The sequence below is a fragment of the Bacillus sp. Leaf49 genome (assembly GCF_001426125.1).
In the GTDB taxonomy this organism is placed as follows: Bacteria; Bacillota; Bacilli; order Bacillales; family Bacillaceae; genus Bacillus; species Bacillus altitudinis.
In genome coordinates this window covers 155,179-171,406 of the sequence record NZ_LMRK01000021.1, presented here as the reverse complement: position 1 = coordinate 171,406, position 16,228 = coordinate 155,179, and the positions used below count along the sequence as shown (strand labels likewise).

Sequence of the window (16,228 nt, the reverse complement as noted above, 5' to 3'; positions counted from 1 at the left end):
CCAGCGAGTAGACAAGCTGGCTTTTTGGCTTTTATGAACGCCTAATAGGTAATGTACAGCATCTAAAAGAGCCGCCGGATTTAATGATTTCTGAAAAATCTACTTCAATGACGGTGTAGCCGCGGGCTGTTAATGCAGCATTTGTTTCTTGATTGATTGGTAAGCTGATGACTTTTTTCTGACCAATGGACAACACATTTGGTCCAAGTGTGAACTGCTCTTGCTCACTTATTTCAATGAGATCATAATGCTTTTTGAGCATATGAAGATCCTTTTCCGTAAAAGCTTCAGGGTAAATCAAGATCTCATGATGAGAAAGAATATTCATCACACAATCAAGATGCAAAATGTGAGAAGGAAGATGAATAGGAATGATGTCGTGATTCGGCAGTTCTTTTTTGAGCTGCTGGATGGCGGCTAGATTTGTTCTTTTGCTGATCCCCACAAATACACGGGTTTGGTCTACAAGCACATCGCCGCCTTCAATCGTTCCATCATCCAGCGTGATGGTTGTCCATCCTTTTGTCTGTGCCCATTCTTTTAAGGAATGTTCTTCTCCTTGTCTGACAGGGGCTGCCATGTTTGAAACAAATAAAGTCTGTCCAATTGTAAATCCAATATCCCGAGTGAAGACTTGTTCAGGGAAACGTTCATTTGCAGGAAGAAGGACAGGCCGGACATGATGGTTTTTCAGCGTTTGGATGAATTGCTTATGCTGCGTGAGGGCTTTGATTTGAGAAATATTTTCTCTTGCAAAATGCTTTTGGGTTTCATTGATGATCTGTTTAATTTCCATATAAATTGGACTGCATAAGAGGACTTCTTGTAAATCATCATATTCACTCATACATTGCGGCGTTTTATACACTTTCTCTGATTTCATAGAATCCATCAAAGGGCCTCCTTGTTTATCGATAGTTATATTATTCCTCCTTCTAGTAAATGTTGAAACATTTCCGAAAGAAAATCTCTCATGAGAGACTAAAGCAAAAAGTTTAGACAAACCTAATAGAATAGTGTTTAATAAAAGTCGTTCCGCATCAACGAAAACAGCAAGAAGGAGCTATGACGATGAGTGAAGAAAATTTCAAATACTGCAAGGAATCAAAAGTTGTGAAAACCAGCAGGGTATTCCCCCTCGATACGAATAACCACCAAACGTTATTTGGCGGGAAATTAATGAGTTATATAGATGACATTGCTTCCATCTCGGCAGCAAGACACAGCCGTAGTGAAACAGTCACCGCATCAATGGATTCAGTTGATTTTTTAGAGCCGATTGGACAGAAAGAGTCCGTCTGCTTAGAATCTTATGTGACATGGGTCGGCACATCTTCTATGGAAGTATTCGTCAAAGTCATTAAGGAAAACTTGATGTCTGGAGAGCGCAGACTCGCAGCAACTTCATTTCTTACATTTGTCTCGCTTGATGAAAACGGGAAGCCAAAACGAGTTCCACAAGTCATGCCGGAAACAGAGGAAGAAATCATGCTTCATCAAACAGCGAAGCAGCGGGCAGAGGAAAGAAAAAGCCGCCGAAAGCATAGTAAAGCTTTGGCTGACGCACTTGGGACGGATAAGCCTTGGGCTTAAAAATCACCCTTTAAGCGGTGATTTTTTTCTGAGTCGGTATCTTGCATGGCAAGATAGTGTGTGGTAAGATCAAACTATCTTGTCATGCAAGGTACTGAAAGCGGAGGATCGATGATGACACAATCAACACAAATGCTAAAAGGAATTTTAGAGGGATGCCTGCTGTCGATTATTTCTGAAGGTGAAATTTATGGGTATGAAATGACAAAGAAGCTTGCGCACTATGGGTTTGATCAAATTAGTGAAGGGAGTATTTATCCGATCTTGCTGCGCATGCAAAAAGAACAACTAGTTCATACGTCTACAAAAGCATCGGCGAGCGGGCCGAAAAGGAAATACTATACGCTCACACAAAGAGGCGAAGAAGCGCTGACTGATTTTACCATGCGATGGAATGAGCTGTCAGGGAATGTAGAGCGATTATTACATAAAGGGAAGTGAGAAGATGGTAACAAAAGAAACGAGACACATCTTATTAGAGCTGCAACTCTATCTCATATCAAAAGGGAAAAATCAAGACGAGATCGACGAAGTGATGGATGAATTAACGACACACGCTGTCGAAGCTGAGAAAGATGGGAAAACAGGGGAAGATGTATTTGGCGGAGATCCACGGGGCTTTGCTGATGAGCTATCAAAAGAGCTCTCTAGAAACCATAAAGATTGGGTTCCGTTTGTCAGTGCTTTTTTAATTGGATCTCTTTTTTACATGATGTTAGCAGATGCCATCAGTCAAAGTTTATCGTATTCTTGGTATGCACTCATTGGTTATCCGCTCATCATAGTGGCCAATGTGATCATGACCATTGTGATGTTTAGAGCTTCTGCCTTTCAAACAAGCAGGAGGGCATTCTTTTACTTTTGGATATTAGGTGTTTTTCAGATGACAGCCTTGATCACAGTGAAATTATTGGACCAAAAACTTGGTACTCCTTTACTTGTGCTGACCTCGAGCCAAAGATGGGGCGTCATTCTTCTGTTGCTGCTGTGTATTGTCTTATTAAATGCCATTTTAAAAGCCAATATGGTGTCGCTCATTCCGCTGATCTTCTTCGGACCGCAGCTCCTATTCGAATGGCTTGGATGGACATCACCTCTCATGCTTCTTTTCACAAGTCTGGTATCCATTGTGATTTTAGTCATGCTCACAATCGCTTTTTTACGGAAAACAAACAATAAAAATGAACATTTAATGTAAATAGAGCACATCTCTTGCGATGTGCTTCAGCGTGTAGACAAACCCTCGCATTCTTTGTCAGTCCTGCGTGCTGGTGCTCACGAATGACAAATTCGCTCCGCGCCAGTACTCGTCCTTCCTAGGGCTGCAAAGGTTTTCTATCAAGCTGAAAAGAAGACAAAGGGCTAAAATCAAGTTCATTTTAGCCCTTTGTCAACAATCTGGAGCACATCTCTTGCGATGTGCTTTTCTTTTTCTAAAAAAATGTAGATATGGGATCACATTTTTCTTTACAATGAGAAGAGGACAAAAATGAAAAGGGGTTCTGTGATTGGATATTGTATGGGGGTATGTACTCGTTTTTATATTGGCTGCTTTACCTTTCTTTGAAGTGGTTGGTGTCGTTCCGCTAGGGATTTTAAGTGGTCTGCATCCTGTGACAACGGCAGTTATTGGATTCGTCGGCAACTTTCTTACCGTCTTGCTACTCATCGTCTTCGTGGACCGATTTAAAGCGTGGTGGCTGAAGAGGAAAGAGGAGAAACATGATGAAAAAGGAGAGAAAAAACAGCTGAAAGCCAGAAAGGTTTGGGAACGGTATGGTCTCCCTGGTTTGGCACTTATCGGTCCTTTTATCATTGGCAGTCATTTAGCGGCTTTTATGTGTATGAGCTTCGGTACGAAAAGAAAACAAGTCACTGTGTGGATGACGGTCAGTTTAATCATGTGGACCGCATTAGCTGCTAGTTTAACGGGTGCGGGCTTCCATTACTTTGCCCCAGATTCAAATGGGTTGTTCGGAGATATTTTTAGCAAGTAAGCAAGGGGGATAAAAAATGGCATATCAAACACGGATCGTGCTTGAAACAGAGCGCCTCAGACTGAGAACAATGGATGAAGACGATGCGCCTTTTTTATATGAAAAGCTGTTCCAAGATGAAGAGGTCATGAAGTATTATCCTTCACTAAAGGATGAAAAGCAGACAAAAGAGTGGATTGCTTGGAATCAAAAGAATGACCGCACGTATCATACATCCCTGTGGATCATTGAAGAAAAAGAAACGAAAGAACCACTTGGACAAAGCGGAATTGTTCTCCAAAACGTCGAAGGACAAACAGAGCTTGAAATTGGTTATATGCTAAAGAGATCGGCATGGGGAAAAGGATATGCTGTTGAGGCTGCAAAAGGCTGTCTTGCGTATGGTTTTGACGAAATGAAGGTGAGGCGAATGGTCAGCTTAATTCGCCCTGACAATGAAGCGTCAGTCAAGGTCGCAATGAAAATGGGGATGAAAAAAGAAAAAACCATTTCAAAATGGGATCAAATGATTGATGTTTACAGTGTTACTCGTGACGGAAAAAGCGGCTCGCTTGAATCATAAGGAGAGCCGCTTTTTCTTTTGTTCTAACTGAAGTAAATATTTCTTTCGTTCGATTCCCCCGCCATATCCGCCAAGTTCACCGTTTGTTTGAATGACTCGGTGACAAGGAATGATGATGGCCAACTGATTGGCACCATTTGCATTTCCAACTGCCCGAACCAAATGGGGATCGCCAAGCATGATGGCAAGATCTCGATACGATCTCGTTTCGCCTGACGGAATCTGTAAGAGAAGGTCCCATACCTTTTTCTGAAAAGGGGTGCCATGTATAGCAAGTGGCACAGTAAACTGCGTGAGTTTCTTTTCAAAATATAAGGCCAATTCCTTTGCTAATTGCTGATGGACGTTTGTTTCTCCAACTAAAATACGGGCATGATGTTTTTTTCTGATGTTCTCAATTTCTCTTTCTAATCCTCGTCTGTCCATAAATTCAAGCAAATACACATGGGTTGCATCTGAAATGCTCATCATCCGCCCAATCGGAGTGGAAATAAAATTCGCATGCAAAATATTGACTTGCGCCTTTTTGGGAGGATTTCCCATGATTTTCGTAAAGGCATCATTGAAGGCACTGGAAGACTCATAACCGAAGGTGACTTGCTGATCAATGACTTTTTTTCCGTTCAGAATCTCTTTAAACGCTAGCCCCATTCGGCGTGATCTAGCATATTGAACAAAGGTCATTCCATAGATTTCTTTGAATTTTCTCCGAGCTGTTGCAGAGTGAATCCCTAATTGGCGAAAATCTTCTTCTTTCCACCGTTTCTCAGGACTCTCTTCAACTGCTGATACAAGTGTTTTGACTTCTTCTGGAATGCTGTTAGGATATGTTAAAGGCGTGCATCGCTTACACGGCCGATACCCTGCAAGCAGTGCCTCCTCTGCTGTAAAGAAAAACTCGCAGTTCTCATATTTTGGTTTTCTAGCAGTGCATGTGGCATGGCAGAAGATGCCGGTTGTTTTAATACCAGCAAAAAACGTGCCGTCATATTGCGGATTCTTATCAACAAGTGCTTGATAAAATTCGTGTTTTTGTTCGTCGGTCATCATCATTTGATCCACCTCTTGTTTTATTATATCAGTGATGTGGTCGTTCCTCTTTCTAACATTTAGTATACTTCGCTTTCATCCACTTTCTTTCGAAAAATGAACAAGTATATTTGAAGGGGAAAAGCAAAGTGGTAGACCGGCATGTCAGGGTGTGATACACTTTTTCATACAGAATCGGCTGTATGCTAGATCTGATTATCATGAATTGGTTTTCTAGGGTTCCGTGCGGGCAGCGCAGTCTGGACCGAGAGAAAACACATAGGGTCTAGACAATAGACCGTATGGACACGGAGGGATAAAAGCCCGGGAGATTTGATCAAACGATCGATTTCCGGGCTTTTTTTATTGCTTGGAATCGGTAAGAAAGGAAGAGATCGAATGAAATGGGGAAACGTTTTGATTGCAGCCGTATTTGAAGTCGGCTGGGTAATGGGGTTGAAATATGCTGACTCTATATTGGAATGGAGCGCAACCATCGTTTGTATTGTCGTCAGCTTTTATCTACTCCTCAAAGCCACGACGGTACTTCCAGTTGGCACACTTTACGCCGTTTTCACCGGACTTGGAACAGCCGGTACGGTCATAGTAGGGATGGTCATGGGTGAGCCGGTACAGCTAGTAAAATTACTTTTGATCATGGTCCTTTTAAGCGGTGTATTAGGACTCAAATTGACCACAGGTGAAAAGAAAGGGGAGGCTGAATCGTGAGCTGGCTTTTACTCATTGGGGCAGGCATCTTAGAAATGCTTTGTGTCACCATGATGAATCAATTCCAGAAAGATCGCCATGTCAAATGGATTTTCTTCATAGCAGCTGGCTTTTCGCTTTCCTTTCTGATGCTGTCTCTTGCGATGAATACAATTCCGATGGGAACGGCGTATGCGATTTGGACAGGAATCGGAGCAGCTGGAGGAGCGATTGTTGGGATGCTGTTTTATGGTGAGTCGAAAGATGCAAAACGTATTTTCTTTATCGCACTGATTTTATCAGCAGCGGTCGGGTTAAAAATTATTGAATAAGAAAAGGCTGGCAAACATGAGCCAGCCTTTTTGCTACATCGAATGATGATTGGAATCGTTTTCATTTTTGCGGTAAAGTTGACTCACAAGCAGAAAACATACACCAAATGTAAGTAAAGGAATGAGTCTTTCTCCGGTCATAAATAGATAAATGCCCGTGATGAGACATACGATGCCGAGCCAAAAGCTCACTTTACCAAACAAAGTCATGTTTTTCATCTCCATCACTCCTTTTGTGATAAAAGGTCTATTCATATTATATCACGCCAGGTGCAGAATTGAATGAATATTCAATAAAAAATACGACACTTAATTGCTTTTTCTCTTTCCAGTCCAGTATAATATTTCATTAGAATGAAAAACGTAAATGAGGTCATAAGACATGAGAACATTGATTACAGAGAAACTTGAATTACACAGACAAAAGCATGAGCAAAAAGGCAGGCTTTTAGTCAGCTGCCCGGATCAGCCTGGTATTGTGTCAGCTGTTTCTACTTTTTTATTTGAACATGGAGCAAACATCATTGAATCTAGTCAATACACAACAGATCATGAGAGCGGCCGGTTCTTTTTAAGAATTGAATTTGATTGGAAAGACATTTCGGCCAACTTAGATCAACTGAAAAGCAGCTTTGAGCCAATTGCGCAATCATTTCACATGACGTGGAGCATGTCGCGTGCAAGTGATCTGAAAAAGCTGGCGATCTTTGTGTCCAAAGAGCTTCATTGTTTACATGAACTTTTATGGGAATGGCAAAGCGGTAATTTAATGGCTGAAATAGCGGTTGTTATCAGCAATCATGAAACGGCAAAAGATACAGTCGAAGCACTCGGCATTCCATTCCACTTCGTGAAAGCAAATAAAGACATTCGCCAAGATGCAGAAAAACAGCAACTTGCATTATTAGAAGAGTATGATATTGATGCGGTTGTGCTTGCGAGATACATGCAAATTTTAACGCCAGCCTTTATTGAACAGCATCCGAACAAAATCATCAATATTCATCATTCCTTCTTGCCGGCTTTTATAGGGGCTAACCCATACAAGCGTGCATATGAGCGAGGGGTTAAACTGATTGGCGCAACTTCCCATTATGTCACCAATGATTTAGACGAAGGGCCAATCATTGAACAGGATATTGAGCGGGTAGATCATAGAGATGATGCAGAGGCATTAAAAAATATTGGCCGCACGATTGAGCGCAGTGTGCTTGCCCGAGCTGTCAAATGGCATCTAGAAGATCGAATCATTGTCCATGAGAATAAAACGATTGTGTTTAATTGACCGCTTGACTTTTCTGAAGCAATTGGTGATAATATAAAAAAATTAACGAGCGTTGAGAAGGAATAGTAAGCAGGACCTGCTGTGTAAAGAGAGCAAATGACACGCTGAAACATTTGCCACAGACAGCTGCTGAACCTACCCTTTGAGCCTTAGAGGAAAAATCTAAGCGCATGCCTGGCGTTACAGGAGTTGAGTGGAATAAGCAAACGTATGCTTATTCAATGAAGGTGGTACCACGGAAAATCCCTTTTTCGTCCTTTACATAAGGAGAAAAAGGGATTTTTTATGTGGTGAAAGGTATAGCGGAGGGAATCAATGATGAAAAAGCAAAGGATCGTCATAAAAATTGGTAGCAGTTCATTAACAGAGCAAAAGGGAGCCATTGATGAACAAAAAATGCAGGATCATGTCAAAGCTATCGCAAAGCTAAAAGAGGCAGGGCATGAAATCATTCTCATTTCGTCAGGTGCCGTGGCGGCGGGATTTGGCAGTTTAGGATATCCGTCAAGACCTGTGACCTTAAAAGGGAAGCAGGCTGCTGCTGCTGTTGGTCAAGGCTTGTTAATGCAGAAATATACAGAACTATTTTCACAGTTTCAGATGACGCCTGCACAAATGCTTTTAACACGTAATGACTTTTCAGATCGTACAAGATATCGAAATGCTTACGCAACGATGATGGAGCTGCTCGAAAGAAAAATTTTACCGATCATTAATGAAAATGATTCTGTGTCCATCGAGGAGCTTACCTTTGGTGATAATGACATGTTATCAGCACTGGTCAGTGGCTTAATTCATGCAGACCAATTGATCATTTTAACAGATATCAACGGAATTTATGATGCCAATCCAAGTGAGAATCCTGATGCGAAGCGGTTTGATGTGCTGACTCACATTTCAGATGAATTGTTCTCATATGCGAAGAGTACGGGTTCAAAGGTTGGAACAGGCGGGATGAAATCTAAGCTTTCAGCTGCACAAACAGCTCTCTCCCTTGGCGTTAAAGTTTTCATTGGCACAGGTACAGGGGAAGACAAGCTTCTTCACATTCTCGCTGGTCAAGGGGACGGCACATATATTGGTGAACAAGACTTATCATCAGTCAATAACCGTCGCCAATGGATTCAATTCCACTCACCAGTCTCTGGGAAGATCATGATTGATGCCGGGGCAGAGGCGGCGATTTTGCATAATGGAAGGAGTCTTCTTCCAGCTGGTGTCATTGATGTAGCTGGTGAATTCTCTAAAGGAGAGGTCGTTGAAGTTGTTGGTCCAAATGGGTTAGTCGGTAAAGGGCAAACATTGTATGATTCAGATGAGCTTCTTGGCATTAAAGGGATGCGAAGTCAGGAGCTTTCTTATGAAAAACCTGAAGTCATTCACCGAGATCACTGGGTTCAGCACGTACAAAACTGAGGAGGGAAAACGATGAATGAAGTTCTAGAAAAAGCAAAAAAGGCAAGCGCAGCCAAAGATCAGCTGCTATTAAAAACAACTGAACAAAAGAATGCTGCATTAGACGCTATTGCAAAAGCATTAAAAGCATCTTCAGCGTATTTAATTGCCGAGAACCAAAAAGATGTTCAGGCGGCTATAGACAAAGAGTTCACGCCATCTGTGATCGACAGAATTACATTAACAGAAGAGAGAATTGAAGCGATTGCAGACGCTACGCATCAACTCATTCAGCTCAAAGACCCAATTGGTGAAACATTAGAGACCATTCAAAAAGAAAACGGGCTTTTCATTGAAAAAGTACGTGTGCCTCTTGGAACGGTTGGGATGATTTACGAAGCAAGACCAAACGTGACATTCGATGCGGCCACTCTTTGCTTGAAAACTGGAAATGCTGTGATTCTTCGAGGAAGTTCATCGGCCATTCATAGTAATAAAGCGATTGTGAAAGTCATTCATGAAGCGCTGCAACCAACGGATATTCCCGTAGACAGTGTACAATTGATTGAAGATACAGGCCGTGAGACGGCTAAAACCCTGTTCACTTTAAATGACTATCTAGATGTCCTGATTCCACGTGGCGGGAAACATTTAATTGATCTTGTTGTGAGAGAGTCTACTGTTCCAGTACTTGAGACGGGTGCAGGGAATTGTCATATTTACATTGATGAAACAGCCCAAAAAGAAATGGCTGAACAAATTGTTCTGAATGCGAAAACACAAAGACCATCTGTTTGTAATGCCATTGAGAGCATTGTCATTCATGAAACATGGGCAAAAGAACATGGTGCTTCGCTCTTTGAAGCACTTCAGACACATGGTGTAGAGATACGGGGCGATGAAGCAGTATGTGCACTTGCACCGAGTGCCACATTAGCGACGACCACTGATTTTGAAACGGAATTTTTAGCGCCGATTGTCAGTATTAAAACCGTCAAGACCATGGAAGAGGCGATACAGCATATTCAAATGTATAGCTCTAAGCATTCTGAAGCGATCATTACGGAAAACGACCAGCATGCGGCACTTTTCTTAACAGCCGTTGATGCTGCCGCTGTGTATCATAATGCATCTACCCGGTTTACAGATGGCTTTGAATTTGGCTACGGAGCGGAAATCGGCATTAGCACACAAAAATTGCATGCTAGAGGACCAATGGGTCTGCCAGCCCTAACCTCTGAAAAATTTGTCATTCGTGGGCAAGGACAAATAAGAGAATAACCAATCCAAAAGAGAGTCTTATCGCACAAGGCTCTCTTTTTCCTTTCATTTTTGTATTTCTCCGGTCAAGTATGATAAAATATGGTAATGTTTTATATTTTGAGAAGATTGGAGAAGGCAACGTATGGCGAAAATCATTCCCTCTTCGGATATTGGAGTGAAAATCAACAAGTGGTATGAATTAATCCGCAGATTTGATTCAGAACAAGCAGAACAGTTAAAGCAGGAAATTCGCACCTCTCTTGATTCAATGGAAGAAGATCAGAATTTGCTTCTCTATTTTTCTTTAATGGAATTCAGGCATGAGGTCATGCTCGATTATTTAAAGCCATTAAAGGAAGGAAAGCTTCGCGCCAACTTTTCCGAGCTTTCGAAAGAAATAGATGAGCATCAAACGCATGTCACAGGCATGCTTGAATATTACTATCATTTCTTCAGAGGCATGTATGAGTTCGGCCGGAGAGAGTACATTGCTGCCATATCGTCCTATCAAAAGGCAGAGCACAAGCTTTCTTTTGTATCCGACGATATTGAACGTGCAGAATTTCATTTTAAAATGTCAGAAATATATTATCACATGAAACAAACACACATTTCGATGCACCATGCCAAACTAGCGCTGGATGTCTATATTCAGCACGAACTATATGCGCTTCGTACCATTCAGTGTGAATTTATTGTAGCCGGTAATTATGATGATATGAGAAGGCATGAAAAGGCATTGCCACATCTCGAAAGAGCACTTGCAAGATCAAGAGACTTTCAGAATGTGCGTTTTATTGCTTCTTCTTTGTTTAATATGGGCAACAGCTATTACAGAATGGGAGACTTGAACCGCGCACTCGACTTAATGAAAGAATCCATCTCATTATTTGATCAAAACCAATCTGATCATCTTCGTCGATCGATAGACCCTCTTTATACAGCCGCTCAGATCTTATACAAACAAGGTAAAAACAATGAAGCATTATATTACAGAGAAGAATGTATGAAACGAGCAGAAGCTCTGCAGGATGACATTCATATTCAGAAGACCATTTTTTTAGAAGCATTGTACTTACGACAAGATGCAGAGCATATTAAACGGATATTCCATTTTTTAGAATCTTCCTATGCATATCCAGATATAGAAGAGCTGGCTTTAGACACCGCAAAGTATTATAATGAAATGGAGGATTATGAAAAATCTTCCATGTTCTATGGGGAAGCGGAACATGCTCGTATCTATATTCAGAGAGGGGATTGTTTATATGAATTTTAAAAAATGGGCAGTCGTCTGTACAAGCATCACGATCTTGGCATTATGGATCACATCACCTAATGCCGACCCCGATAACAGAAACCATACGTTAGAAAAACCGAATCCGCAGCATATCACGATCTAAAAAGCCCTTTTTAAAGGGCTTTTTTTATTGACCGCTTCAATCATCGTAGGTTGCACATTCATAAAAATAAAAAATGGAGGAAAGATGAAAGTGAGTGTTTTTCATTGACTCTTGAATTTAAATTGTGTACAATTTAATTGTAGAAAATATTAATAGAGCGAAAGAGGGTTATATTCATGTCAGAAGTTTTATTTACTGCAACTGTATCAGCTGTAGGAGGAAGAGAAGGTAAGGTTGTGTCAACAGATGGCGTACTAGAGCATGATGTAGCAATGCCAGGAACGCCAAGAGCGAAAAAGCTTGAGAAAGCAACGAATCCAGAGCAATTATTCGCAGCGGGCTATTCTGCATGTTTTGATTCAGCTCTTCAAATGGTCGCAAGACAAGAGCGTATCCGTTTTGAAAGTGAAGTAACCGCACATGTAAGCTTAATCAAAGACAGTTCAGACGGCGGTTTCAAACTAGGTGTCAAATTAGAAGTAAAAGGAACTGGAATTGAGCAATCTGCACTTGATGAACTTGTTCATAAAGCACACGGCGTTTGCCCATACTCAAAAGCAACGCAAGGAAACATTGAAGTAGAATTAGTAGCTGTCGCTCAATAATAGACATCAAAAAAAGGCTGAGGGAATATTCCCTCAGCCTTTTGATTGTGTTAATTTTTGCAGAAGCTCATGTAAAGAAGCGCGAAGTGTTTTCAGCTCTTCTTCTGATCTGCCTGTTCCAGACAGCATTTGAAATGGAATCGAAGTGGCCTTCTCTTGTAAAGCTTCTCCGTATTCTGTTAAACGAATTTGGACCGAACGCTCATCCTCTTTCGAACGTTCACGGATGATGAGTCCATTTTGTTCCATTCGTTTTAGCATAGGTGTGAGTGTACCGGAGTCTAAATATAAAAGCTCTCCCATTGTTTTCACATTTAATGTCCCATGCTCCCATAACAAAAGCAGTGCCAAATATTGCGGGTATGTGATATTCAACTCTTCTAATAATGGTTTATACTGCTTCGTCATTTCTCTTGAACTTGCATATAACAAGAAACAAAGCTGATTTTCCAGCTTCATATGTTCAAATTCATTTGTCATATCTGTCACCAACTATTTTTTGTCATACTTATCATTGTATAAGATTTTCTTCCTTTTTAAAATAAATACAGACTAAAAATGAAAAATTCTTCAATGTGCCATAAATGTTTGAGCAACGAATAGAACGTGAAAGGTATAAGTAGAAGAAGGAGGAGATCAAGATGAAACCATTATTTACTGCAAAAGTAAAAGCACAGCACGGAAGAGCAGGACATGTTCGTTCTGATGATGGTGTGCTTGACCACAACATTGTGATGCCAAACGCAAAGAAAGATGGAGAAACTGGTACGAATCCTGAACAATTATTTGCAGCGGGTTATGCGGCCTGCTTCGGAGGGGCGCTTGAACAAGTCGCCAAGAAGCAAGGTGTCGAAATTGAATCAGAAGTAGAAGGACATGTCAGTCTATTAAAAGATGAAAGTGATGGCGGTTTTAAACTTGGAGTGAAGCTGATTGTTTCCGCTAAAGGGCTTGACCATGACAAAGCGAAAGAGCTTGTTGAGGCTGCACATGAATTCTGTCCATATTCAAAAGCAACAAGAGGAAACATCGAAGTAGAGCTTGAAGTGGCGGAATCATGAAAAGAAAAAAGGGCTAAAATTTAGCCCTTTCTCAACAATCTACTGACACCTGCTGTGGAGCAGGTGTCTTTTTTAATATTCTTTCTTTTTGTCGTATGTGTCCCATGCTTCAAATGGAGCAAGGGTTTTTTGAAGGGTCAGCTGGTAAAATGGAATGTTTCTTGATTCGTATTCTTTATTGATTTCTTCATAAATAAAGGAGTCATCAAAACCAGAAGTCGCTGCATCCTTGTGTCCAGCGGCAAAATATACGGCCTTTGGTCTAGCCCAATAGATAGCACCAAGACACATTGGACAAGGCTCACAGCTTGTATACAAAATACAGTCTTCTAATTGATATGTATGTAGTGTTTGGCACGCCTTTCGAATAGCTGTCACTTCTGCATGTGCAGTTGGATCATTACTCGTTGTGACATTGTTGCTTCCCTCTGCAATAATCTGACCGTCTTTGACAATGACCGCTCCAAAAGGGCCGCCTGTGCCACTATTTACTCCTTCTACTGCAAGATCAATTGCGCGTTGTAAAAAAGCTTCGTGATTCATTGTCTTCCTCCCTTTGTTCGACTGACTTCTCTAGTATAAACGAATCATGATAGAAAAGGAATCATTGTAGGAGGAGATCGAACAGGACAATTTACGGATAAAAAACCCCTGCCAAATGTTCAGCAGGGGAAGAGTGAGTCCATTATGCGTGCTGCGCTAGCTTTTTACGAGCGACTTCAGCAGCTGTCACCATGTTTTTCAAAGCAGCAATGGTTTCAGGTTCTTGTCTTGTTTTCAGTCCACAGTCAGGGTTGACCCAGAAGCGATCTGTCGGACATACGTTCAGTGCATCATCAATGATTTTACTCATTTCTTCAACAGATGGAACGCGCGGGCTGTGGATGTCATATACCCCAAGTCCAAGACCTTTCAAATACGGGTGTTTTTCTAAATAATCGAGGAACCCGCCATGACTGCGTGAATGTTCAATCGTAATCACGTCTGCATCAAGGTCTTCAATCGTATCAACAATATCCTCGAAGTTGCTGTAGCACATATGTGTATGAATTTGCGTTTCATTTTGAACAGACGATGTCGATAGACGGAATGACTCTGCTGCCCAGTTTAAGTATGCTGCCCAATCACTCTCTTTTAAAGGAAGACCTTCTCTTAGCGCAGGTTCATCCACTTGAATCACTTGAATACCCGCTGCTTCTAACGCTTCTACCTCTTTGCGTAAAGCAAAAGCGATTTGGAAGGCAATGTCTTTACGAGAGATATCTGTTCTTGGGAAAGACCAGTTTAAGATCGTGACAGGTCCTGTCAGCATTCCTTTGACTTTTTTCTCTGTTAAGCTTTGAGCGTAAACCGTCTCTTTCACTGTCATTGGCTCTGTAAATTCTACATCTCCATAAATGATCGGCGGCTTTACGCATCGTGATCCATAAGATTGAACCCAAGCGAATTTTGTAAAGGCAAATCCAGCGAGTTTTTCACCGAAGTATTCAACCATGTCTGTACGTTCAAATTCTCCATGAACGAGTACATCTAGGCCAATCTCTTCTTGAATATCAATCCATCTTTTTGTTTCTTTTTTAATAAATTCATCATACTCTGCATCTGTCCACTCATTTTTGCGCCATTTTTGACGAGCACTGCGCACCTCAGCTGACTGAGGGAAGCTTCCGATTGTTGTGGTTGGAAGAAGCGGCAGTTCAAGAGATTCATTTTGAATGCGTAGTCGTTCTTCAAAAGCAACTGGACGTTTAAAATCTTTTGATGAAAGGCTGTTGCGCTCTGCTGTCAGGTCCGCATTTGTTCCTTTCGCGAATTCTTTTAGCGTCAGAAGTGCTTCATTTGCTGCATGGATGTCTGCATCAATGGCAGCTGCTCCTTTTGATAAGCCTTCTTTTAATAGCGTTAATTCAGCCAGTTTTTCAGTGGCATAAGAAAGTCCGTTTAATAGTTTTTCTTCAAGCTGTTCGCTCGGATGTTTTGCAACTGGTACATGTAGCAGGCTGCTTGAAGGCTGCAGCCATACTTCTTTCGGCTGCACGTCAGCAATCACTTCAGAAATAAACGATAATCTTTCTCCTAGATCTGATCTCCAAATATTTCTGCCGTCGATGATACCGGCTGCTAAAATTTTATCTTTTGGGAAGCCGTGTTTTTTCAATTGTTCAAGGTTTCGTCCTTGATCATGGACAAAATCAAGACCGATGGCTTCAACAGGATACGTCACAAGCTCTTCATAGGCATCTACTGAGTCAAAGTATGTTTGAAGGAGAACGTTTAAGGCAGGTACAGCTTCTTTAATCGTTTGATAGATGGCTTTTACTGCTTTCACGTCTTCACTTGAAGCTGTGACTAAAGCAGGCTCATCAATTTGAACCCATTTTACACCGGCTTCTTCAAGCTCTTTTAACAACTGAGTATAAAGCGGCACTAGGCGTTGCTGAATCTCTTTCACTTCATTGGCTTCATAGCCTTTAGAAAGAGAAACAAATGTATAAAGACCGAGAACGACAGGTTTTGTTTCAACACCAAACGCTTTTTTCACCTTTTCGTATGCTTCAAGCGGTTTGTTATGTGTGAGTTTGAATTCTGTGCTTTTTTCATATTCTGGAACGATGTAGTGATAGTTTGTATTAAACCATTTTGTCATTTCACTTGAGACAGCATCTTTTGTTCCTCTTGCTATCGCAAAGTATGTATCTAGCGGGTCTTTCAAGCTGCGGAAGCGCTCTGGAATCCAATTGAACATAACGGCAGTATCCAGCACATGATCATAGAAGGTGAAGTCGCCAGAAGGAACAACGTCAATTTGTTGATCAATTTGAGTTTTAATAGCGGCTAAAAATTGTTCATCGAGTGTGCTTAAGAGGGTTTCTCGGTCAGTTTGACCTTTCCAATAAGACTCAAGTGCTTTTTTCCATTCTCTGTTTAAACCAATTCGCGGGAAACCTAGATTACTTGTTTTAACAATTGTCAATTCCAATTCCTCCTCTAAATA

The 16,228-nt window shown here is 41.2% G+C and carries 20 protein-coding genes, 1 riboswitch and 1 other annotated feature; of the genes, 14 read left to right on the top strand and 6 right to left on the bottom strand.

Features of this window, described 5'->3' with window-relative positions:
* Positions 1 to 31 precede the first annotated feature (31 nt).
* Positions 32 to 892, bottom strand: coding sequence for a dimethylarginine dimethylaminohydrolase family protein (locus ASG46_RS13995; RefSeq protein ID WP_035700470.1), 861 nt, complete (start codon positions 890 to 892; stop codon positions 32 to 34).
* A 179-nt stretch (positions 893 to 1,071) separates the two neighbouring features.
* Between ASG46_RS13995 and ASG46_RS13990 the strand changes: the two genes are divergently transcribed.
* The 5 genes from ASG46_RS13990 (at position 1,072) to ASG46_RS13970 (ending at position 4,152) form a co-directional block, all read left to right on the top strand.
* A complete protein-coding gene (locus ASG46_RS13990) occupies positions 1,072 to 1,593 on the top strand; it encodes an acyl-CoA thioesterase (protein WP_008346212.1) in 522 nt (173 codons plus the stop codon).
* A gap of 114 nt (positions 1,594 to 1,707) precedes the next feature.
* Complete coding sequence (locus ASG46_RS13985; RefSeq protein WP_017367090.1) at positions 1,708 to 2,034, top strand: PadR family transcriptional regulator; 327 nt, start codon at positions 1,708 to 1,710, stop codon at positions 2,032 to 2,034.
* A 4-nt stretch (positions 2,035 to 2,038) separates the two neighbouring features.
* Complete coding sequence (locus ASG46_RS13980) at positions 2,039 to 2,791, top strand: HAAS domain-containing protein (RefSeq protein WP_048002444.1); 753 nt, start codon at positions 2,039 to 2,041, stop codon at positions 2,789 to 2,791.
* Positions 2,792 to 3,101: 310 nt separating this feature from the next.
* Complete coding sequence (locus ASG46_RS13975; RefSeq protein ID WP_007498817.1) at positions 3,102 to 3,590, top strand: small multi-drug export protein; 489 nt, start codon at positions 3,102 to 3,104, stop codon at positions 3,588 to 3,590.
* A gap of 16 nt (positions 3,591 to 3,606) precedes the next feature.
* Complete coding sequence (locus ASG46_RS13970; RefSeq protein WP_008346205.1) at positions 3,607 to 4,152, top strand: GNAT family N-acetyltransferase; 546 nt, start codon at positions 3,607 to 3,609, stop codon at positions 4,150 to 4,152.
* Here the strand turns inward: ASG46_RS13970 and ASG46_RS13965 are convergent.
* Positions 4,147 to 5,205, bottom strand: a complete 1,059-nt coding sequence (locus ASG46_RS13965) for a bifunctional transcriptional activator/DNA repair enzyme AdaA (protein ID WP_048002073.1) — start codon at positions 5,203 to 5,205, stop codon at positions 4,147 to 4,149. The genes ASG46_RS13970 and ASG46_RS13965 overlap by 6 nt on opposite strands.
* Before the next feature lie 199 nt (positions 5,206 to 5,404).
* A riboswitch (guanidine-I (ykkC/yxkD leader) is annotated at positions 5,405 to 5,514 on the top strand.
* 66 nt (positions 5,515 to 5,580) lie between these two features.
* On the opposite strand from ASG46_RS13965, the gene ASG46_RS13960 reads away from it, so the two are divergent.
* A complete protein-coding gene (locus ASG46_RS13960; RefSeq protein ID WP_017367095.1) occupies positions 5,581 to 5,910 on the top strand; it encodes a DMT family transporter in 330 nt (109 codons plus the stop codon).
* Positions 5,907 to 6,221 (top strand): DMT family transporter, encoded by a 315-nt coding sequence (locus tag ASG46_RS13955; protein WP_017367096.1) that lies wholly within the window; start codon positions 5,907 to 5,909, stop codon positions 6,219 to 6,221. Before ASG46_RS13960 ends, ASG46_RS13955 begins: the two co-directional genes overlap by 4 nt.
* A gap of 33 nt (positions 6,222 to 6,254) precedes the next feature.
* Here ASG46_RS13955 and ASG46_RS13950 read toward each other — a convergent pair whose 3' ends face one another.
* Positions 6,255 to 6,440, bottom strand: a complete 186-nt coding sequence (locus ASG46_RS13950) for a hypothetical protein (RefSeq protein WP_017359125.1) — start codon at positions 6,438 to 6,440, stop codon at positions 6,255 to 6,257.
* Positions 6,441 to 6,603: 163 nt separating this feature from the next.
* On the opposite strand from ASG46_RS13950, the gene purU reads away from it, so the two are divergent.
* The 6 genes from purU to ASG46_RS13920 all read left to right on the top strand — a co-directional run bounded on the left by purU (position 6,604) and on the right by ASG46_RS13920 (position 12,172).
* Positions 6,604 to 7,506: a formyltetrahydrofolate deformylase gene (gene purU / locus ASG46_RS13945; protein WP_007498809.1), complete on the top strand. Its 903-nt coding sequence runs from the start codon at positions 6,604 to 6,606 to the stop codon at positions 7,504 to 7,506.
* A 43-nt stretch (positions 7,507 to 7,549) separates the two neighbouring features.
* Positions 7,550 to 7,768 (top strand) — a binding site (T-box leader).
* Between the two features lie 56 nt (positions 7,769 to 7,824).
* Positions 7,825 to 8,922 (top strand): glutamate 5-kinase, encoded by a 1,098-nt coding sequence (gene proB / locus ASG46_RS13940; protein WP_025207224.1) that lies wholly within the window; start codon positions 7,825 to 7,827, stop codon positions 8,920 to 8,922.
* Positions 8,923 to 8,934: 12 nt separating this feature from the next.
* Positions 8,935 to 10,182 carry a glutamate-5-semialdehyde dehydrogenase gene (locus tag ASG46_RS13935; RefSeq protein WP_025207225.1) on the top strand — a complete coding sequence of 416 codons (1,248 nt, stop codon included), beginning with the start codon at positions 8,935 to 8,937 and terminating at the stop codon, positions 10,180 to 10,182.
* A gap of 124 nt (positions 10,183 to 10,306) precedes the next feature.
* Positions 10,307 to 11,443: a response regulator aspartate phosphatase gene (locus ASG46_RS13930; RefSeq protein WP_008346192.1), complete on the top strand. Its 1,137-nt coding sequence runs from the start codon at positions 10,307 to 10,309 to the stop codon at positions 11,441 to 11,443.
* Positions 11,433 to 11,567: a hypothetical protein gene (locus tag ASG46_RS13925; protein WP_008346190.1), complete on the top strand. Its 135-nt coding sequence runs from the start codon at positions 11,433 to 11,435 to the stop codon at positions 11,565 to 11,567. Before ASG46_RS13930 ends, ASG46_RS13925 begins: the two co-directional genes overlap by 11 nt.
* 176 nt (positions 11,568 to 11,743) lie before the next feature.
* Complete coding sequence (locus ASG46_RS13920) at positions 11,744 to 12,172, top strand: organic hydroperoxide resistance protein (protein ID WP_007498801.1); 429 nt, start codon at positions 11,744 to 11,746, stop codon at positions 12,170 to 12,172.
* 33 nt (positions 12,173 to 12,205) lie between these two features.
* Here the strand turns inward: ASG46_RS13920 and ASG46_RS13915 are convergent, their stop codons facing one another.
* Complete coding sequence (locus tag ASG46_RS13915) at positions 12,206 to 12,652, bottom strand: MarR family winged helix-turn-helix transcriptional regulator (protein ID WP_008346188.1); 447 nt, start codon at positions 12,650 to 12,652, stop codon at positions 12,206 to 12,208.
* 161 nt (positions 12,653 to 12,813) lie between these two features.
* Here ASG46_RS13915 and ASG46_RS13910 point away from each other — a divergent pair, with 161 nt between their 5' ends.
* Entirely contained in the window at positions 12,814 to 13,233 is a 420-nt protein-coding gene (locus ASG46_RS13910; RefSeq protein WP_008346186.1) for an organic hydroperoxide resistance protein, read from the top strand.
* A gap of 72 nt (positions 13,234 to 13,305) precedes the next feature.
* On the opposite strand, the gene ASG46_RS13905 is transcribed toward ASG46_RS13910, so the two are convergent.
* Both ASG46_RS13905 and metE read right to left on the bottom strand, forming a co-directional pair.
* A complete protein-coding gene (locus ASG46_RS13905) occupies positions 13,306 to 13,776 on the bottom strand; it encodes a nucleoside deaminase (RefSeq protein WP_008346184.1) in 471 nt (156 codons plus the stop codon).
* A 142-nt stretch (positions 13,777 to 13,918) separates the two neighbouring features.
* On the bottom strand, positions 13,919 to 16,207 hold the full coding sequence (gene metE, locus ASG46_RS13900) for a 5-methyltetrahydropteroyltriglutamate--homocysteine S-methyltransferase (RefSeq protein ID WP_025207226.1): 2,289 nt from the start codon (positions 16,205 to 16,207) through the stop codon (positions 13,919 to 13,921).
* Positions 16,208 to 16,228 lie beyond the last annotated feature (21 nt).